16 protein-coding genes are annotated in these 17,050 nt (G+C 59.3%); 7 read left to right on the plus strand and 9 right to left on the minus strand.

What is annotated here, in order from left to right; translation table 11 throughout:
* The first annotated feature begins 245 nt into the window (after positions 1-245).
* The 4 genes from QO002_RS17140 (at position 246) to QO002_RS17155 (ending at position 4,413) form a co-directional block, all read left to right on the plus strand.
* Positions 246-1,640: a circularly permuted type 2 ATP-grasp protein gene (locus tag QO002_RS17140; RefSeq protein ID WP_307233470.1), complete on the plus strand. Its 1,395-nt coding sequence runs from the start codon at positions 246-248 to the stop codon at positions 1,638-1,640.
* A 5-nt stretch (positions 1,641-1,645) separates the two neighbouring features.
* A complete protein-coding gene (locus tag QO002_RS17145; RefSeq protein WP_307231829.1) occupies positions 1,646-2,584 on the plus strand; it encodes an alpha-E domain-containing protein in 939 nt (312 codons plus the stop codon).
* A 20-nt stretch (positions 2,585-2,604) separates the two neighbouring features.
* Positions 2,605-3,423, plus strand: coding sequence for a transglutaminase family protein (locus tag QO002_RS17150; RefSeq protein WP_307231831.1), 819 nt, complete (start codon positions 2,605-2,607; stop codon positions 3,421-3,423).
* 102 nt (positions 3,424-3,525) lie between these two features.
* Positions 3,526-4,413, plus strand: coding sequence for a DMT family transporter (locus QO002_RS17155; protein ID WP_307231833.1), 888 nt, complete (start codon positions 3,526-3,528; stop codon positions 4,411-4,413).
* A gap of 2 nt (positions 4,414-4,415) precedes the next feature.
* On the opposite strand, the gene QO002_RS17160 is transcribed toward QO002_RS17155, so the two are convergent.
* The 8 genes from QO002_RS17160 to chvE form a co-directional block, all read right to left on the minus strand.
* A complete protein-coding gene (locus tag QO002_RS17160; protein WP_307231835.1) occupies positions 4,416-4,829 on the minus strand; it encodes a type II toxin-antitoxin system VapC family toxin in 414 nt (137 codons plus the stop codon).
* Positions 4,826-5,071, minus strand: coding sequence for a type II toxin-antitoxin system Phd/YefM family antitoxin (locus QO002_RS17165; protein ID WP_307231837.1), 246 nt, complete (start codon positions 5,069-5,071; stop codon positions 4,826-4,828). The genes QO002_RS17160 and QO002_RS17165 overlap by 4 nt, the downstream gene beginning before the upstream one ends.
* Before the next feature lie 123 nt (positions 5,072-5,194).
* Complete coding sequence (araD, locus tag QO002_RS17170) at positions 5,195-6,934, minus strand: L-arabinonate dehydratase (protein ID WP_307231839.1); 1,740 nt, start codon at positions 6,932-6,934, stop codon at positions 5,195-5,197.
* A gap of 62 nt (positions 6,935-6,996) precedes the next feature.
* The gene (locus QO002_RS17175; RefSeq protein ID WP_307231841.1) at positions 6,997-8,430 is read right to left on the minus strand and encodes an aldehyde dehydrogenase family protein; all 1,434 of its coding nucleotides are present in this window, start codon (positions 8,428-8,430) and stop codon (positions 6,997-6,999) included.
* A 73-nt stretch (positions 8,431-8,503) separates the two neighbouring features.
* Positions 8,504-9,496 (minus strand): AraD1 family protein, encoded by a 993-nt coding sequence (araD1, locus tag QO002_RS17180; RefSeq protein WP_307231843.1) that lies wholly within the window; start codon positions 9,494-9,496, stop codon positions 8,504-8,506.
* A 206-nt stretch (positions 9,497-9,702) separates the two neighbouring features.
* Positions 9,703-10,902, minus strand: coding sequence for a multiple monosaccharide ABC transporter permease (gene mmsB / locus QO002_RS17185; protein WP_307231845.1), 1,200 nt, complete (start codon positions 10,900-10,902; stop codon positions 9,703-9,705).
* Positions 10,902-12,437: a multiple monosaccharide ABC transporter ATP-binding protein gene (gene mmsA / locus QO002_RS17190; protein WP_307231847.1), complete on the minus strand. Its 1,536-nt coding sequence runs from the start codon at positions 12,435-12,437 to the stop codon at positions 10,902-10,904. Before mmsA ends, mmsB begins: the two co-directional genes overlap by 1 nt.
* A 122-nt stretch (positions 12,438-12,559) precedes the next feature.
* Complete coding sequence (chvE, locus tag QO002_RS17195) at positions 12,560-13,630, minus strand: multiple monosaccharide ABC transporter substrate-binding protein (RefSeq protein ID WP_307231850.1); 1,071 nt, start codon at positions 13,628-13,630, stop codon at positions 12,560-12,562.
* Positions 13,631-13,912: 282 nt separating this feature from the next.
* On the opposite strand from chvE, the gene QO002_RS17200 reads away from it, so the two are divergent.
* A complete protein-coding gene (locus tag QO002_RS17200) occupies positions 13,913-14,890 on the plus strand; it encodes a LysR family transcriptional regulator (protein ID WP_307231852.1) in 978 nt (325 codons plus the stop codon).
* Between the two features lie 78 nt (positions 14,891-14,968).
* Positions 14,969-15,436, plus strand: coding sequence for a hypothetical protein (locus tag QO002_RS17205; protein ID WP_307231854.1), 468 nt, complete (start codon positions 14,969-14,971; stop codon positions 15,434-15,436).
* A 6-nt stretch (positions 15,437-15,442) separates the two neighbouring features.
* On the opposite strand, the gene QO002_RS17210 is transcribed toward QO002_RS17205, so the two are convergent.
* The gene (locus tag QO002_RS17210) at positions 15,443-15,688 is read right to left on the minus strand and encodes a hypothetical protein (protein ID WP_307231855.1); all 246 of its coding nucleotides are present in this window, start codon (positions 15,686-15,688) and stop codon (positions 15,443-15,445) included.
* Between the two features lie 336 nt (positions 15,689-16,024).
* Here QO002_RS17210 and iolG point away from each other — a divergent pair, with 336 nt between their 5' ends.
* Positions 16,025-17,020 carry an inositol 2-dehydrogenase gene (gene iolG / locus QO002_RS17215; protein WP_307231857.1) on the plus strand — a complete coding sequence of 332 codons (996 nt, stop codon included), beginning with the start codon at positions 16,025-16,027 and terminating at the stop codon, positions 17,018-17,020.
* Positions 17,021-17,050: the final 30 nt, after the last annotated feature.

Genomic DNA, 17,050 nt, shown 5'->3' on the forward strand with positions numbered 1-17,050 from the left:
TGGCGTTCAAAAAATAGGCAAAAGTAGTGATCGATGCATCCAATTTCGCCGAAAAAATAACCAAAGATAATTTTCGGCCAGCATAGACGTGCGAAATCTTCACTGAACACACCATTTTTGCCGAAAAAATCAGCAAATTTGACCCCGAATTTCTTTTGACCCCAGATGAGCATGCTTCTTGCATTGCTTATCGCGTTGTACTCAAATGGCAAAAAAAGGGGAACAAACCGTTGGCATTTGACGAAATGATGAATGCGGACAACAGCCCGCGCCCGCCTTATACGACCTACAATGACTGGTACTCGAATCAGGACAAGGCCCGCCTGATCGCCAAATCCAAAGAGGCCGAGAACATATTCCGAAAAACGGGCATCACCTTCGCCGTCTATGGCCATGCCGACAGTTCCGAAAAGCTTATCCCCTTCGACCTCATCCCCCGCATCATCTCCGGCCGCGAATGGCGCCGTCTCGCCCAGGGCATCGAACAGCGGGTCATCGCCCTCAACGCCTTCCTCGATGACATCTACCACAAGCAGGAGATCATCAAGGCGGGCCGCATTCCCCGCGAGCTGATCGAGCGCAACGAAGCCTTCCTGCCGCAGATGATCGGTTTCCGCCCACCCGGCGGCGTCTACACCCACATTGTCGGCACGGATATCGTTCGCACCGGCGAAGACCAGTTCTACGTTCTGGAAGACAATGCCCGCACGCCCTCCGGTGTCAGCTACATGCTGGAAAACCGCGAAACGATGATGCAGATGTTCCCCGAACTCTTCCATCAGAACCGCGTACGCCCGGTCGAAAACTATCCCTACCTGCTGCGCCACAGCCTTGCCTCGCTTGCGCCTCCGGGCTGCGCTGGCAAACCACGCGTCGCCGTTCTCACCCCCGGCATCTACAACTCCGCCTACTACGAACATGCCTTCCTCGCCGACATGATGGGCGTGGAACTGGTGGAAGGTTCGGACCTGCGTGTTATCGACGGCAAGGTGAAGATGCGCACCACCCGCGGCTACGAGGCGATCGACGTGCTGTATCGCCGTGTGGATGATGACTATCTCGATCCGCTGACCTTTAAGCCGGAATCCGCGCTCGGCATTCCCGGCATCATGGATGTCTACCGGGCCGGCAACATTACCATTGCCAATGCACCGGGCACCGGTATTTGCGATGACAAGGCGATCTATTCCTACATGCCGGAGATCGTCGAGTTCTATACCGGCCGCAAGGCGCTTCTGGAAAACGTGCCGACCTGGCGCTGTTCGGAACCCGACAGCCTGAAATACGTGCTGGAAAACCTCGCCGATCTCGTCGTCAAGGAAGTCCACGGCTCCGGCGGCTACGGCATGCTGGTCGGCCCGACGGCGTCCAAAAAGGAGCGCACCGCGTTCGCCGAAAAGCTGAAGGCACGCCCCGGCAACTACATCGCCCAGCCCACGCTCTCGCTTTCGACCGTGCCGATCCTCGTCAACAAGGGCATCGCGCCTCGCCACGTCGATCTTCGGCCCTATGTGCTTGTGTCCGACAAGGTACAGATCATTCCGGGCGGTTTGACCCGCGTGGCCCTGAAGGCCGGCTCCCTGGTGGTGAATTCCAGCCAGGGTGGCGGCACCAAGGATACCTGGGTTCTGGAGGACTGATCCGCATGCTTGGAAGAACCGCAAACGGCCTTTACTGGATGTTCCGGTATATCGAACGGGCCGAAAACAGCGCGCGCCTCGTCGATGCCGGCCTTCGCATGTCGCTTACCCGCTCAGAAGCCACCGAAGACGACTGGGATGGGGTGCTTCAGACCTCGGGTATTCGCGACATCTATGACGAACGCTATGAGAAGGTGACAACCGCCGACGCGGTCGATTTCCTGCTCCGCGACAAGGCCAATCCCTCGAGCGTGCTGTCCTGCATCGAAACCGGGCGCAGCAATGCGCGCATGGTGCGCACCGCGTTGACCCGAGAAACCTGGGAAGCCGTCAACGAGTGTTACCTCGACATGAAGACGCTGCTTGCCCGCCGGGTGAAGCCCACCGAACTGCCGGAGGTGATCGATAGCATCAAGCGGCGAACCGGTCTCATCCGCGGCGCCTTCCACGGCACCATGCTGCGCAACGAAATCTTCAACTTCTCGCGCATCGGCACTTTCATCGAACGTGCCGACAACACGGCCCGCATTCTCGATGTGAAGTATTACGTGCTGCTGCCGGCAGTCTCCCAGGTCGGCTCCTCCATCGACAACGTGCAATGGGAATCGATTCTTCGTTCCGTATCCGCGCACCGTTCCTATGGATGGGTCTACGAGGCGGAATACAAGTCGACCAATATTGCCGACTTCCTGATCCTCAACGGTCGCATGCCACGCTCGCTCGCCTATTGTTACGACAAGATCGTCAGTAACCTCGGCTATCTCGCGCGGGAATATGGCGAGCGAAACGCAGCCAATGAAACTGCCGAAAAGACGATGTTGTCGTTGCGCAACCATTCCATCAAGGATGTGATGGACAAGGGGCTGCACGAGTACATCGAGAATTTCATCAGCGATAACAACCGTCTGGGCCAGGAAATCTCCGACGGCTACCGCTTCTACTGAGTTTCGGAACGGAGACACCAATGCGTCTGAAAATCAGCCACAGCACAAAATATGCCTACGACGAGCCGGTGCAATATGCCTTGCAACGGCTGCGGCTAACGCCGCACAACCAGCCCGGCCAGACTGTGCTGGAGTGGGATATTTCCGTTGAAGGCGCCAATCTCGAGGTCGGCTATGACGACCACTTCGGCAACCGCGTGAACCTCGTCAGCGTCAACAGCGAAAGAAGCGCCATCCAGATCACGGCATCTGGAGAAGTCGAAACCACCGACAAGGCTGGTGTCTACGGACCGCATCTGGGCTACGCGCCGCTTTGGCTGTACCTGCGCGAAACACCGCTTACCAAGAAGACGAAGCCGATCCGCAATCTTGCGAAATCGATGAGCGGCGACGGCGATCTCGCGCGCATGCATGCGCTAATGGCCGAGATCCACGAGAAGATCGAGTACATGCCCGGCGAAACCGGAACGGAGACGACGGCCGAGCAGGCATTGGAGCGCGGCCGCGGCGTCTGTCAGGACCACGCCCATGTGATGATATCAGCCGCACGCACACTCGGACTGCCGGCACGCTACATCTCGGGCTATCTCATGATGCCGGATCACCCGGACCAGACGGCGACCCATGCCTGGGCGGAAGTGCATCTGGGCGGCCTTGGCTGGGTCGGTTTCGACGCAGCCAACAAGATGTGCCCGGATGACCGCTATGTCCGCGTTGCCTCCGGCCTCGATTATCAGGATGCGGCTCCCGTATCCGGTCTGGTCCACGGCGTTGCCAACGAAACCCTCAAAGTTGCGATTACCGTCGAGGAACAGGGTCAGAGCCAGTCGCAGAGCTGACAGGGCCTTTCAGAACGGCAAGACGGTTTAATCGTGCGATTTCGCTGGGGTTCTGAGATGCTTTGTGGCATGACCCGTCCACATTAAAGCCGGTCACGCCCCATGTATCTTTCCGAAATCCTCGCCCTTGCGGCGGCAACCTGTATTGCGACGAGCGGGATGCTTGTCAGCGAGGTGAAGGGACGTATCGACATCTTCCGGCTGGCCCGCTGGCAGATGGTGGCATCGTTCCTGATGACGGCAGGCGCCTCGCTTGTCGTCGGGGGATGGCACACGCTCGAACCGTGGCAACTGGGTTACCTCGGCGCTTCCAGCCTTTTCGGCATCGTCATCGCAACGACCACCTATTTTGCCGCGATCTACACCGCCGGAGCCCGCACGACCGCGCTTTTGTTTTCGCTCGCCTCGCCCTTCGCCTTGCTGCTCGGATACATCGTGCTCGGCGAGACCATCGATATGCAACAGGGGCTGGGCGTCATTCTCGTTCTCTTCGGCATCGTGCTCGCAATCGGCCTACCGGCCTCTAAGACGCCCGCCAAAACTACGGCTACGGCTCCCGTTCCCTGGCTCGGCATAGGACTTGGTGTGATCACCGCCATCGGCCAGGCGCTAGGAAGTCTTTGCGCACGACCCGCGATGGCAGCGGGTGTTGAGCCGTTTACCGCTAGGGCTGTGCGCTCCGGCATAGCAGCCATCGTCTTCCTGCTCGCAAGCCTGTTGCCGCTCGCAGCGCTCCGCAATAAGACGCCCGTCGGTTGGGATGTCCGGTTCCTGGCGCTGGGATCTGCCTTTTTCGGGACGGGCCTCGGCATGTCGCTGCTGATGGCCGCCCTCAGCAACGGCAATGTCGGCATCGTCTCGACGCTATCGTCCATGACGCCCGTGCTGATCCTGCCGATGGTCTGGGTCCGCACCGGCATCGCCCCGCCAAAAGCCGCCTGGTTTGGCGCCGCCCTGGCCGTCTGCGGGACGGCGCTGATCAGCCTGTAGGTTCATATCGACGCCGGAAGAACGGCGAGATGCCCCATGGCGCCATAGTTCAGAATAGCTTGATCCGCCGTCATCAATGGAACCTGATGGAACCGCGCCGTGGCGACGATGATGCGGTCGGCGGGGTCTGTATGAAACTCTCCGGGCAAACGAACGCTTGCCACAGCAATCTGCGGTTCGATCGCTGCAAGTCCTATGCCCGGCAAAGCCAGCACGCGATCGATCCAGCGACCGACATCGTCACCCAGTGCGATGCGCCCTTTCTCGGACAGCATGGCAATTTCCCAGGGCGTGATGGCAGAGACCAGGATTCGGCTGCCCCGGGTGCTCTCATCAATAATAGCACGTGCCTTCTTCCCAAGCCGGGGATCATCATGAACGGCCCAGACCAGAACATGCGTATCGACGAGGATCACTGGCTGGCATCCCAATCAGTGACATCCGCTGCGGGCGAAAACGGATCGTCATAGGCCAGCACGCTCCCCTTCATCGCGCCGATGATGCTGGCGGGTGCAGCCTCCTCGCGGATCGGCGACACGATCGCCACCGGGGTGCCGCGCTTGGTCACAACGATAGGCGCGCCGTCATCCGCCATCTTGTCGATGAGATTGAGACAATTGGCCTTGAACTCAGCCGCGCCGACGGTTTTCGTATTCATGTCCATGTCTCCTATACAGATGAACATGAATATAGTCGCAATTGGGGGCAATGAGAAGGAAAACAAAAAAGGCGAGGTTCGCACCCCGCCTTTTCATCAATTTCCAATCTTGGATTCAACCTATCAGTGGCTGTCCCTGCCAACTGCACTGCCGCGACATCCCTTGAGGAAGTCGAGGTCGGCACCGGTGTCGGCGCCCTCGACGTGCTGTTGGTGCAGGAAGGCGTAGCCGGAAGTCGGCAGGTCGTGGTTCGGCTGCCATTCGGCAAGACGACGCGCCATTTCCTCATCGGAAATATCGACATGCAGGCGACGGTTCGGGACGTCCAGCTCGATCATGTCGCCATTCCTGACAACGGCGAGCGGACCACCCACGGCAGCTTCCGGCGAGGTGTGCAGGACGACTGTGCCATAGGCCGTGCCGGACATGCGCGCATCGGAGATGCGCACCATGTCGGTGATGCCCTTCTTCAGCACCTTGGGCGGCAGGCCCATGTTGCCGACTTCAGCCATGCCCGGATAACCCTTCGGACCACAGTTCTTCATGACCATGACGCAGGTCTCGTCGATATCGAGATTATCGTCGTTGATCTTGCGCTTATAGTCGTCGATGTCCTCAAACACCACCGCACGACCGCGGTGCGTGAGCAGATGCGGAGAGGCGGCGGACGGCTTCAGCACCGCGCCCTTCGGTGCGAGATTTCCACGCACCACGACGATACCGCCCGATTGCGTCAGCGCCTTCTCTGCCGGCAGGATGACATCCTCGTTCCAGTTGATAACGTCCTTGACCTCGTCCCACACGGTTTCGCCGGAGACCGTGATCGCGTCCTTGTGCAGGAGGCCAGCTTCGCCGAGGCGCTTCAGCACCACCGGCAGGCCGCCCGCGTAGAAGAACTCCTCCATCAGGTATTTGCCGGACGGCATCAGGTTGACGATGGTCGGCACATCCCGGCCACAGCGATCCCAGTCGTCCAGCGTCAGGTCGATACCAACGCGGCCGGCCATGGCGAGCAGGTGGATAACGGCGTTGGTCGAGCCGCCGATAGCCGCATTGGTGCGGATGGCGTTCTCGAAAGCCTGCTTGGTCATGATGTCCGAGGGCTTCAGGTCATCCTTGACCATCTGCACGATGCGGCGGCCGGTGAGCTGCGCCATAACCTTGCGGCGCGAATCGACGCCGGGAATAGCAGCGTTGCCGGAAAGTGCCATGCCCAACGCTTCAGCCATGGAGGCCATGGTGGAAGCGGTGCCCATGGTGTTGCACGTTCCGGACGAACGACTCATCGAAGCTTCCGCCTCGAGGAACTCGTCCTGCGTCATCTCGCCGGCCTTCACCATCTCTGAGAACTTCCACAGATGCGTGCCGGAGCCGACGCGCTCGCCGCGGAAGTACCCATTCAACATCGGACCACCGGTGACGACGATCGAGGGCAGGTCAACAGAAGCCGCCGCCATGATCAGCGACGGTGTGGTCTTGTCGCATCCGACCATCAGCACGCAGCCATCCATCGGTTGTCCGCGAATGGTTTCCTCGATCGCCAGCGCCGCAAGGTTGCGGTACATCATCGCGGTCGGGCGGAAGGTGTTTTCAGAAGCCGAGAACACCGGCACTTCCATCGGGAAACCGCCGGCTTCCCAGATACCAGCCTTCACCTTTTCGGCGAGCTCGCGCAGATGGCCGTTGCACGGCGTCATATCCGACCAGGTGTTGAGGATGCCGATAACCGGGCGTCCGTCGAACAGGTCATGCGGATATCCCTGGTTCTTCATCCAGCCGCGGTGATAGATCACGTCACGGCTCGTGCCGCCATACCATTCCTGCGAGCGCAGCCTGCGCGGCCATTCCGCTTTCTTTGTCATTTCCGTAGTCCTTTGAACGGTGAAGGTGGCCCGGCCTGACGAGTCGGAGCCACCCCGAAGGCTTACGCCAGCGTGTATGCAGTCTTGACGGTCGTGAAGAATTCAGCGGCATACTTGCCCTGTTCGCGCGAGCCGAAGGACGATGCCTTGCGGCCGCCGAACGGAACGTGGAAGTCAACGCCTGCTGTCGGCAGGTTGACCATCACCATGCCGGCTTCCGAGTTGCGCTTGAAGTGCGTCGCATGCTTGAGGCTCGTCGTCGCGATACCCGCCGACAGGCCGAACGGCGTGTCGTTGGCAACCGAAAGCGCTTCCTCGTAGTCCTTGACGCGGATGACGGAGGCAACCGGTCCGAAAATCTCTTCGCGACTGATGCGCATCTGGTTGGTGGCTTCGGTAAACAGCGTCGGCTGCAGGTAGAAACCAGGGTTCTCGCGGGAGATCGTCTCGCCGCCGAAGGCGAGCTTGGCGCCTTCGCGCTTGCCGATCTCGATATAGTCCGTGTCGGTCGCGAGCTGGCGCTCGTCGACAACCGGGCCGATATGGGTGCCGGCCTTCAGGGCATCGTCCACCACCAGCGTCTTCAGCTTCTCGGTGAGCGCTGCGACGAACTTGTCGTGGATGCCTTCAGTGACGATCAGGCGCGAGGACGCGGTGCAGCGCTGGCCGGTCGAGAAGAAGCCGGAGTTTGCTGCTGCTTCGACGGCAACGGTGAGTTCGGCATCATCGAGAACGACCATCGGGTTCTTGCCGCCCATTTCCAATTGGAATTTGCGGTTATGTTCGATCGACGCTGCAGCGACGCGCTTGCCGGTGCCGGTCGAGCCGGTGAACGTGATGGCAGACAGATCGGCGCTGTCGAGCATGGTCTGACCCACGACCGAACCCTTGCCCATGACAAGGTTCAGGACGCCCTTCGGCAGACCGGCGCGGTGCAGGATATCGACGATGGCGTGGGCGCAGCCCGGAACCAGTTCGGCCGGCTTGAAGACGACGGTGTTGCCGTAGCAGAGCGCCGGTGCGATCTTCCAGGCCGGGATGGCAATCGGGAAGTTCCAGGGCGTGATGATGCCAACGACGCCGACGGCTTCGCGGGTGATCTCGACGCCGATGTTCGGGCGAACCGACGGCAGAACTTCGCCTGCAAGGCGAAGGGCCTCACCGGCGAAGAAATCGAAGATCTGGCCGGCGCGGATCGTTTCGCCGATGGCTTCCGGCAGGGTCTTGCCTTCCTCGCGGGCGAGCAGGCGGCCAAGCTCTTCCTTGCGCGCCATGATCTCGTCCGAGGTCTTCTTCAGGATCGCATGGCGCTCCAGGATGCCCGAACGCGACCAGGCCGGGAAAGCGGCCTTGGCAGCGGCAATGGCGGTCTTGACGTCATCGGTGGACGCACGGGCAAAAAGCCCGACGACTTCGTTGGTGTTCGACGGGTTGATGTTTTCAACGCCGTCACCGCCGACCCATTCGCCGGCAATCAGGTTCTGATGAAGTGTCATGGGCTTAAGCCCTCCTTGGTTCTAGCGCGAGCACCGCCACCGCGGTGCATCGCCAGGAAACGAACGGTCAGCCTCAGAGCTGCCCGATCACGATCTCGTCTTCGCCGGCGACCGCCAGCGTGTTGCGCAGCGGCAGACCGAACTCGCCTGCCTCGATTTCAAAGATATCGCCGGCCTGCGTCTTGAAGCCGTCCCCGAAGGACAGCGTCGCCGTACCGAACATATGGACATGCACATCGCCCGGTTCACGGAAAATGCCGTATTTAAAATGGTGATATTCAAGATTGGCGAAGGTGTGGGACATATTGGTTTCGCCGGAGAGGAACGGCTTTTCCCAAACGACCTTTCCATCGCGGATGATGCGGGATGCGCCACGGATGTCGGACGGCGCCTCCCCGACGCGGATTTCCGGGCCAAAGCTTGCCGGGCGCAGCTTGGAATGGGCGAGATAGAGATAGTTCACACGCTCGGTGACGTGATCGGAAAACTCGTTGGCGACGGCAAAGCCGATGCGGAATGGAGCGCCCTTGTCGGAGATGACATAGATGCCGGCCATTTCCGGCTCTTCGCCGCCATCTTCGGCAAAAGACGGGGACACGAGTTCGGCGCCGGGAGCAACCGACTGCGTGCCGTTGCCCTTGTAGAACCACTCCGGCTGAACGCCCTTTTCGCCGGGCTTCGGCTTGCCGCCTTCAAGACCCATCTTGAACATCTTCATGGTGTCGGTGGCACCCTCTTCCACCTTGGAGACCGCGGCGTGCATGGCATCGCGCGTCGAGGCGGAACCGAGATGGGTAAGGCCGGTGCCCGTCAGATGGAGATGGGCCGGATCGGCATGGGTAATCGGGGGCAGGAACAGGCCCTTGGCATAGGCATCCTGCAGGTCGACGACATCGCCAAGACCCTTTTCATCCACAACAGCCTTCAGGCTCTTGCCGGAATTGGCCGCTTCCATCGCAAGCGCATGGACGCTTGCCGCACCCTTGACTACACGCGCCTCGCCGCCGGCGTCGCGCACCGCAACCGTGATGGAACCGTCAGCGTTCTTGACCTGGGAAATCAGCACAATTCTGTCCTCTTCTACAATGTCGGATTTCCGGGCGGCAACCTTGGCCGGCAGGCGGAATATCCAGGGGAGGGCTTAAGCCCTCTCAATCCGGCGAACAGGTCGCCGCGTTCAGGGCATTCTGATGGACGTACATCCGATTGATGAAGGCACGCCAAGTCACATGGCCTGCGCGGCCGAAACCGCACAGGCAGGAGTGTCGGGCCTCAGCCCTTGTTCTTGTTGTAGACGTCGAAGAACACGGCGGCGAGCAGAACAAGACCCTTGACGAGCTGCTGGTAGTCGATACCGAGACCCATGATCGACATGCCGTTGTTCATGACACCCATGATGAACGCGCCGATGACCGCACCGGTGATTTTGCCAACGCCGCCGGAAGCCGAAGCACCGCCAATGAAGCAGGCCGCGATGACGTCCAGTTCGAAGCCGACGCCCGCCTTCGGGGTTGCCGAGTTCAGACGTGCAGCAATGATCATGCCGGCGAGAGCGGCAAGCACGCCCATGTTGACGAACGTGTAGAAGGTCAGGCGCTCGGTGTTGATACCCGAAAGCTTTGCGGCCTTCTCATTACCGCCCATCGCGTAGATGCGGCGACCGATCGTCGAGCGCGTGGTGACGAACGTATAGAGCGCGATCAGGAGCCCCATCACGACCAGGACGTTCGGAAAGCCCTTATAGGTCGAGAGCTGAAAGCCAAGGAAAATGGCAACGATCGCAATGATGGCCATCTGCGCCGCGAAGAACGCGAAGGGCTCGTTTTCCGTGCCGTGCTTGTCGTTTTCCTTGCGGTTCTTCAGGCCGTAGTAGATCGCCAGCACGACCAGCGCAACGACGACGACCAGCGCAGCGAAGTTGGTGATCGTACCCGGCACCGGATTGACGAAATAGAGGAAGTCCGGGACGAAGCCGGTCGACAGCGACTGGAAGTCCTTGGGGAACGGACCGATCGGGCGGTTCTGCAAGATCAGGTAGGTGAGGCCGCGGAAGACGAGCATGCCAGCAAGCGTCACGATGAAGGCCGGGATTTTCTGATAGGCGACCCAGTAACCCTGGGCAGCGCCGACCATACCGCCGAAAACCAGGCAGATCGGCACGACGATCGAGAAATGGATGCCCCATTTGACCAGCATGATGGCCGACAGGCCGCCGGTGAAGGCAACGATCGAACCCACCGACAGGTCGATATGACCGGCAACGATGATCAGCAACATGCCCAGCGCCATGATGACGATGAAGGAGTTCTGCAGGATCAGGTTGGTGATGTTGACGGGCCGGAACAGAACACCGCCGGTCACGGCCTGGAAGAAGACCATGATGACGACAAGCGCGACCAGGAGGCCGTATTCGCGAATGTTGGCTCGCAGGTAGTCGCCGACGGACTGAGTGGTTTTGGTTTCGGTGACCATTAGTGTTTCTCCCCGGAACGCATGATGGCGCGCATGATAGACTCCTGGCTGGCTTCAGCCTTGGAAAGCTCGGCCACGATGCGTCCCTCGTTCATGACGTAGATGCGGTCGCAGGTTCCGAGAAGTTCGGGCATCTCCGACGAGATCATGAGAATGCCTTTGCCCTCTGCGGCAAGCTGGTTGATGATGGTGTAGATTTCATATTTCGCACCGACGTCGATACCACGCGTCGGCTCGTCGAGGATCAGGACCTCGGGATTGGTGAACAGCCACTTGGACAGGACGACCTTCTGCTGGTTGCCGCCCGAAAGGTTGACCGCTTCCTGATAGATGGAGTGGGAACGGATGCGCAACTTCTGACGGTAGTCGGAAGCGACCCTGCGCTCCTCATGATCGTTGATCACGCCAGCGGACGACACGGCTTCGAGGTTCGAAAGCGTCGTGTTGTGCATGATGTTGTCGATCAGCACGAGGCCGAGATGCTTGCGGTCTTCCGTCACGTATGCGAGACCTGCATCAATCGCCTTCGGAATGGTACTGACATCCACGGACTTGCCACGCATTGCGACATCGCCGGTGATCTTGTGGCCCCAGGCCTTGCCGAAGATGCTCATGGCGGTTTCGGTGCGCCCGGCGCCCATCAGGCCAGCAATGCCGACAACTTCGCCCGACCGGACGTTAAAGTTGATATCGTGCAGGAATTGGCGGTCGCGGTGCTGCTGGTGGAAGACATTCCAGTTCTTCACCTCGAGCAGCGTCTCGCCGATCTTGGGCTCGCGCGGCGGGTAGCGGTCTTCCATATCGCGACCGACCATGCCCTTGATGATACGGTCTTCGCTGATGTCTTCATTGTGACAGTCGAGCGTTTCGACCGTGCCGCCATCGCGCAGGATAGTGATCTTGTCGGCAACCTTTTTGATCTCGTTCAGCTTGTGGGAGATGATGATCGAGGTCATGCCCTGCTTGCGGAATTCCATCAACAGCTTCAGGAGCGCGTCGGAATCCGTTTCGTTGAGCGAAGCAGTCGGCTCGTCGAGAATGAGAAGACGAACCTTCTTTGAAAGCGCCTTGGCGATTTCGACCAGCTGCTGCTTGCCGACGCCGATATCCGTAATCAGGGTCGGCGGCGTTTCCTTCAGGCCAACCTTCTTGAGGAGTTCCTGCGTGCGTGCAAAGGTCTCTTTCCAGTTGATGACACCGTTTGTCGCGATCTCGTTACCGAGGAAAATATTTTCCGCGATCGAGAGCAGCGGAACAAGCGCAAGTTCCTGGTGAATGATGATAATGCCGATGTGTTCGCTGTCGGAGATCGTGCTGAACTGGCGAAGCTCGCCGTCATAATGGATCTCACCTTCGTAGGTGCCGGCGGGATACACGCCGCTCAACACCTTCATCAGCGTCGATTTGCCGGCGCCATTTTCGCCGACAAGTGCGTGGATTTCACCTTCGCGGACCTTGAAGCTGACATTGTCCAGAGCTTTGACGCCCGGAAACGTCTTTGTAATGCTCCGCATTTCGAGAATGATATTGTCCATGTTCAGGCATTCCAGCGGTGGTCTTTGTAGGATGATGAGGCCAGACCGACCGTAAGTGCAAGCTCCCTCATCACGAGAAAGGGTCCGCGATGTCTCGCGGACCCCGATGGGATTGGAAGAGATCAGTTGTTGATCTGGTCTTCCGTGTAGTAACCGGCGCCGACCAGGATGTCCTTGGCGTTGGACTTGTCAACAGCAACCGGCTTCAGGAGGTAGGACGGGATGACCTTGACGCCGTTGTCGTAGGTCTTCGTGTCGTTAACTTCTGGCTCCTTGCCACCAATGATGGCGTCCGTCATGGTGACGGCAACCTTGGCCAGCTCGCGGGTGTCCTTGAAGACGGTCGAGTACTGTTCGTCAGCCAGGATCGACTTGACGGACGGCAGTTCTGCGTCCTGACCGGAAACAACCGGGATCTTGAGGTCGCCCGAGCCGTAGCCAACGCCCTTGAGGGCGGACAGGATACCGATGGAAAGACCATCGTAAGGCGACAGAACGCCGTTAACCTGTGCGTCCGTGTAGGTCGAGGAGAGAAGGTTTTCCATGCGGGCCTGAGCAACCGCACCATCCCAACGCAGCGTACCGACCTGATCCATGCCCTGCTGGCCGGACTTGATCACGATGTCACCGCTGTCGATGAGCGGCTTGAGAACCGACATTGCGCCGTCGTAGAAGAAGAAGGCGTTGTTGTCGTCCGGCGAACCGCCGAAGAGTTCAACGTTCCACGGCTTCACGCCAGCGAAGTTCTTCTTCAGGCCGTCAACGAGGCTGGTTGCCTGCAGAACGCCGACCTGGAAGTTGTCGAAGGTGGCGTAGTAGTCAACATTGCCCGAATCGCGGATCAGACGGTCGTAAGCGATGACCTTGACGCCGGCTTCATGAGCCTTGGCCAGGATGTCGGAGAGCGTCGTGCCGTCGATGGCGCCGATGATGAGAACCTTGGCACCCTTGGTGACCATGTTTTCGATCTGGGCGAGCTGGTTCGGAATGTCGTCGTCAGCAAACTGCAGGTCCGGCGTGTAGCCGGCTTCCGTGAACAGCTTTTCCATGGTCTCGCCATCGGAAATCCAGCGCGTCGAGGTCTTGGTCGGCATCGAAATACCAACGACACCCTTGTCCTGGGCCAGCGCCGGCATCGCGAAGGACGCGACGCTGAGCGCAGCAGCCGCGAGAAGCGAAGTAATCAATTTCATATGTCTCTCCCTGAGTGTTAACGCAGACCACCCCTCGGGGTCGGTCTGATATGTGCAGCGCTGGCGTATCCGAGGGTGAAGCCCTCGGTGGAGACCTTAAGGATGAAAGAAAGCCCTCCCAGGCCTTACACTCTCCCGCTGCGCTGGCGCACATGGCGGCAAACTGGAATCATTCAACATAACTGTCAAATACAATATTCTGGTGCCTGCATATCATTTTCGATATAGTAAACGACAACAGTGTGATTTTTGGCCGTATTGAATGGCATTCTCGGAGGATTCATGGACGAGCAAACCAACGCGATATCCGTGCCTGTGGATTATTCGGAGAAGGGTATTCTCCGTTCAGGCCTGAAAATGAATCACCTGCAGCTGATTCTCGCAATTGAGGACCACAAGCAGATCAGTGCCGCGGCCGATGCACTCAATATTTCGCAGCCTGCAGCCTCGCGCCTGTTGGGTGAGATCGAGGCGATCCTCAAGGTGCCTCTTTGTGCCCGTGTCGCTCGCGGAGTCGAATTGACCCAGTACGGCGAGACGCTCGCGCGACGCGCACGCACCATCTTCCTGGAACTACGGGAAACCGCCCGTGAAATCAGCGAATTGAAGACCGGAAGCGGCGGCTCGGTCTCGATCGGTTCCGTCACCGGTCCTGCATTGCATCTCGCCGTGCCGGCGATCCGTCAGGTCTCCACCGCCTATCCCGGCATCGAGATAGACCTGCAAATCGAAAACAGCACTGTGCTTGTCCGGGAATTGCTCGCGGCGCGACACGATTTCGTGCTTGGCCGCATTCCTGATGACCAGAACCGACGACTCTTCAACTTTGCTGAAATCGGTATGGAAAACGTCTGCCTGATCGTGCGCGAAGGTCATCCGCTTCTGGAAAAATCCATCGTCTCGCCGTCGGATCTGCCTCTCTATGATTGGGTATTCCAGCCGCCTGGCACGCTCTTGCGGCGTGCCGTGGAAGATAGTTTCCTTTCAGAAGGTATTCCTTTTCCGGCAACGATCATCAACACGTCATCCACCATCCTGACCGTGGCGATCGTCTGCAACACCAATGCGATCGCAGCCGTAGCACGCGACGTCGCGACATTGATTTCAGACAATGGCACCGCGTCCGGTGCAATCCGCATTCTGCCAGCCGATTTCCATGTCACGATACGGCCCTACGGCCTCATAACCGCCCGTGGGCGCGATCTGCCCCCAAGCGCCCGCTTGCTTTACGACCTCATCCTCAAGCAAAGCACCGCGTGATCAGCCTCGCATAATACTCTTATGTCTATAGGCATGACGTGATGATGCTCGCTGAGTTTAACCGTCTGCGGAGGCTTGATGTTCGGGATGTCTGTTTTCCAGTCCGTGCTGGAACGATTTAAGGCCGAGGAAAACGAGGCCACGACGGAGGATGAGACTCCTTCCGTCGTGAGCAGCGGCATTTCCGCGCCCTTCGTCGGCACCCTTACCGCCGCCGGCAATTTCGGCACGGTTGTGGCACATCACGCCTATCTCGAAAATGCTGGCGAAGAGATGCTTCAACCTCCTAAGCCAAAGCCGAAACCGGTGATTCCGGATCACCTGCGGCGCACCAACCCGGACATGATCGCAGCGGACCTGGGCCTCGGCGATAACGAGACAACCTTGTCGCTGACCGAAAAACGCCGCCGTTTCGCAGCCGAAAACCACCCCGACAGATATCCGCTGGACTTTCGTGCCCATGCGACGCTGCGCATGAAGGTTGCCAACATGCTGATCGACGAGGCATTGAGGCGGCTGAAGATCATGGCGCCCAAAGGTGCCTGACAACGGTCAGGCCGCGTCGTCTCCCGCAGGCTTCTCTTCCGGCGCAACCACGTCCTCGGTTTTGTCTTTCGGGTTGTAGAAGATCAGCAGCGCGCAGGCCGCATAGGCTCCAACTGCCAGGAAGATGAAGCCCCAGGTGGTGGCACCGTTGTAAAATTCGACGCCCGTCCAACCAGCACAGAACAGCACGATCAGCACGCGAATCCAGAGTGGCCGGTAAAACGGATGATCCACATCGATGAATTTGAACATGCTGCTGTTCCTCCGGCCTTGACGTTCGCTTGCGAGCATGGCGCCTTGCCGACCCATGCCCCTTCAAGCCTTATGGGGATATTTGCCACGACTGCAAGAGGACTATCCGCGGCGGCTTGACGGATGACGCAAAAACGGAATAAATATTCCGAAATATGAAATCATTGTCGTTTCATTCCGAATTGGAGGATGAAGGGTGAAACGAGACCACGGGAGAGAACCGGCAGGCGTCATCAGATGCCCCTCCTTTTTTGAACACGCATCTGTCGCCCGCGCCGCCGCGAGCGCGAACCCGCCCCTTCGCGGCATGCTGCCGCATTTATGAAAGAGACGAACATGACTGTCAGATTTGCTCTTCTCGGCGCAGGCCGCATTGGTAAGGTTCACGCCAAGGCTGTCAGCAACAACCCGAACGCTATTCTCGTCGCCGTCGCCGACGCGATGCCGGCCGCTGCAGAGGCTATCGCCAAGCAATACGGCTGCGAAGTCCGCACGATCGAGGCGATCGAGAAGGCCAGCGACATCGACGCCGTCGTCATCTGCACGCCGACTGACACCCATGCCGACCTGATCGAGCGCTTCGCCCGCGCCAGCAAGGCGATCTTCTGCGAAAAGCCGGTCGATCTCGATGTCAATCGTGTACGTGAATGCCTTGATGTCGTCGAGGAAACCAAGGGCAAGCTGATGGTTGGTTTCAACCGCCGCTTCGATCCGCATTTCATGGCCGTGCGCAAGGCGATCGATGACGGCGCCATCGGCACCGTCGAAATGGTGACGATCACCTCGCGCGATCCCGGCGCACCACCGGTAGACTACATCAAGCGCTCTGGTGGCATTTTCCGCGACATGACTATCCACGATTTTGACATGGCCCGCTTCCTGCTCGGCGAAGAGCCGGTCGCCGTTACCGCCCATGCCGCCGTTCTGGTCGATCCGGAAATCGGCAAGGCCGGCGACTTCGATAGCGTCTCGGTCATCCTCGAAACGGCAAGCGGCAAGCAGGCCGTCATCTCCAACTCGCGCCGCGCCACCTATGGCTATGACCAACGCATCGAGGTCCACGGCTCGAAGGGTATGGTCGCGGCCGAAAACCAGCGCGCCGTCTCGATCGAGATCGCCAACGGCCAGGGCTATACACGCCCACCGCTGCACGATTTTTTCATGACCCGCTATACCGAAGCCTATGCCAACGAGATCGCCAGCTTCATCGCCGCGATCGAAAAGGGCGCGACCATCACGCCGTCCGGCAAAGACGGGCTTGCAGCGCTTGAGCTTGCCGATACGGCCATGCGCTCCGTTGCGGAAAAGCGCCAGGTACGTATCGAGGTTTAAAGCCTGATGCGGCCTATCGGAAGATACCGT

The organism is Pararhizobium capsulatum DSM 1112, from assembly GCF_030814475.1.
Lineage (GTDB): Bacteria > Pseudomonadota > Alphaproteobacteria > Rhizobiales > Rhizobiaceae > Pararhizobium > Pararhizobium capsulatum.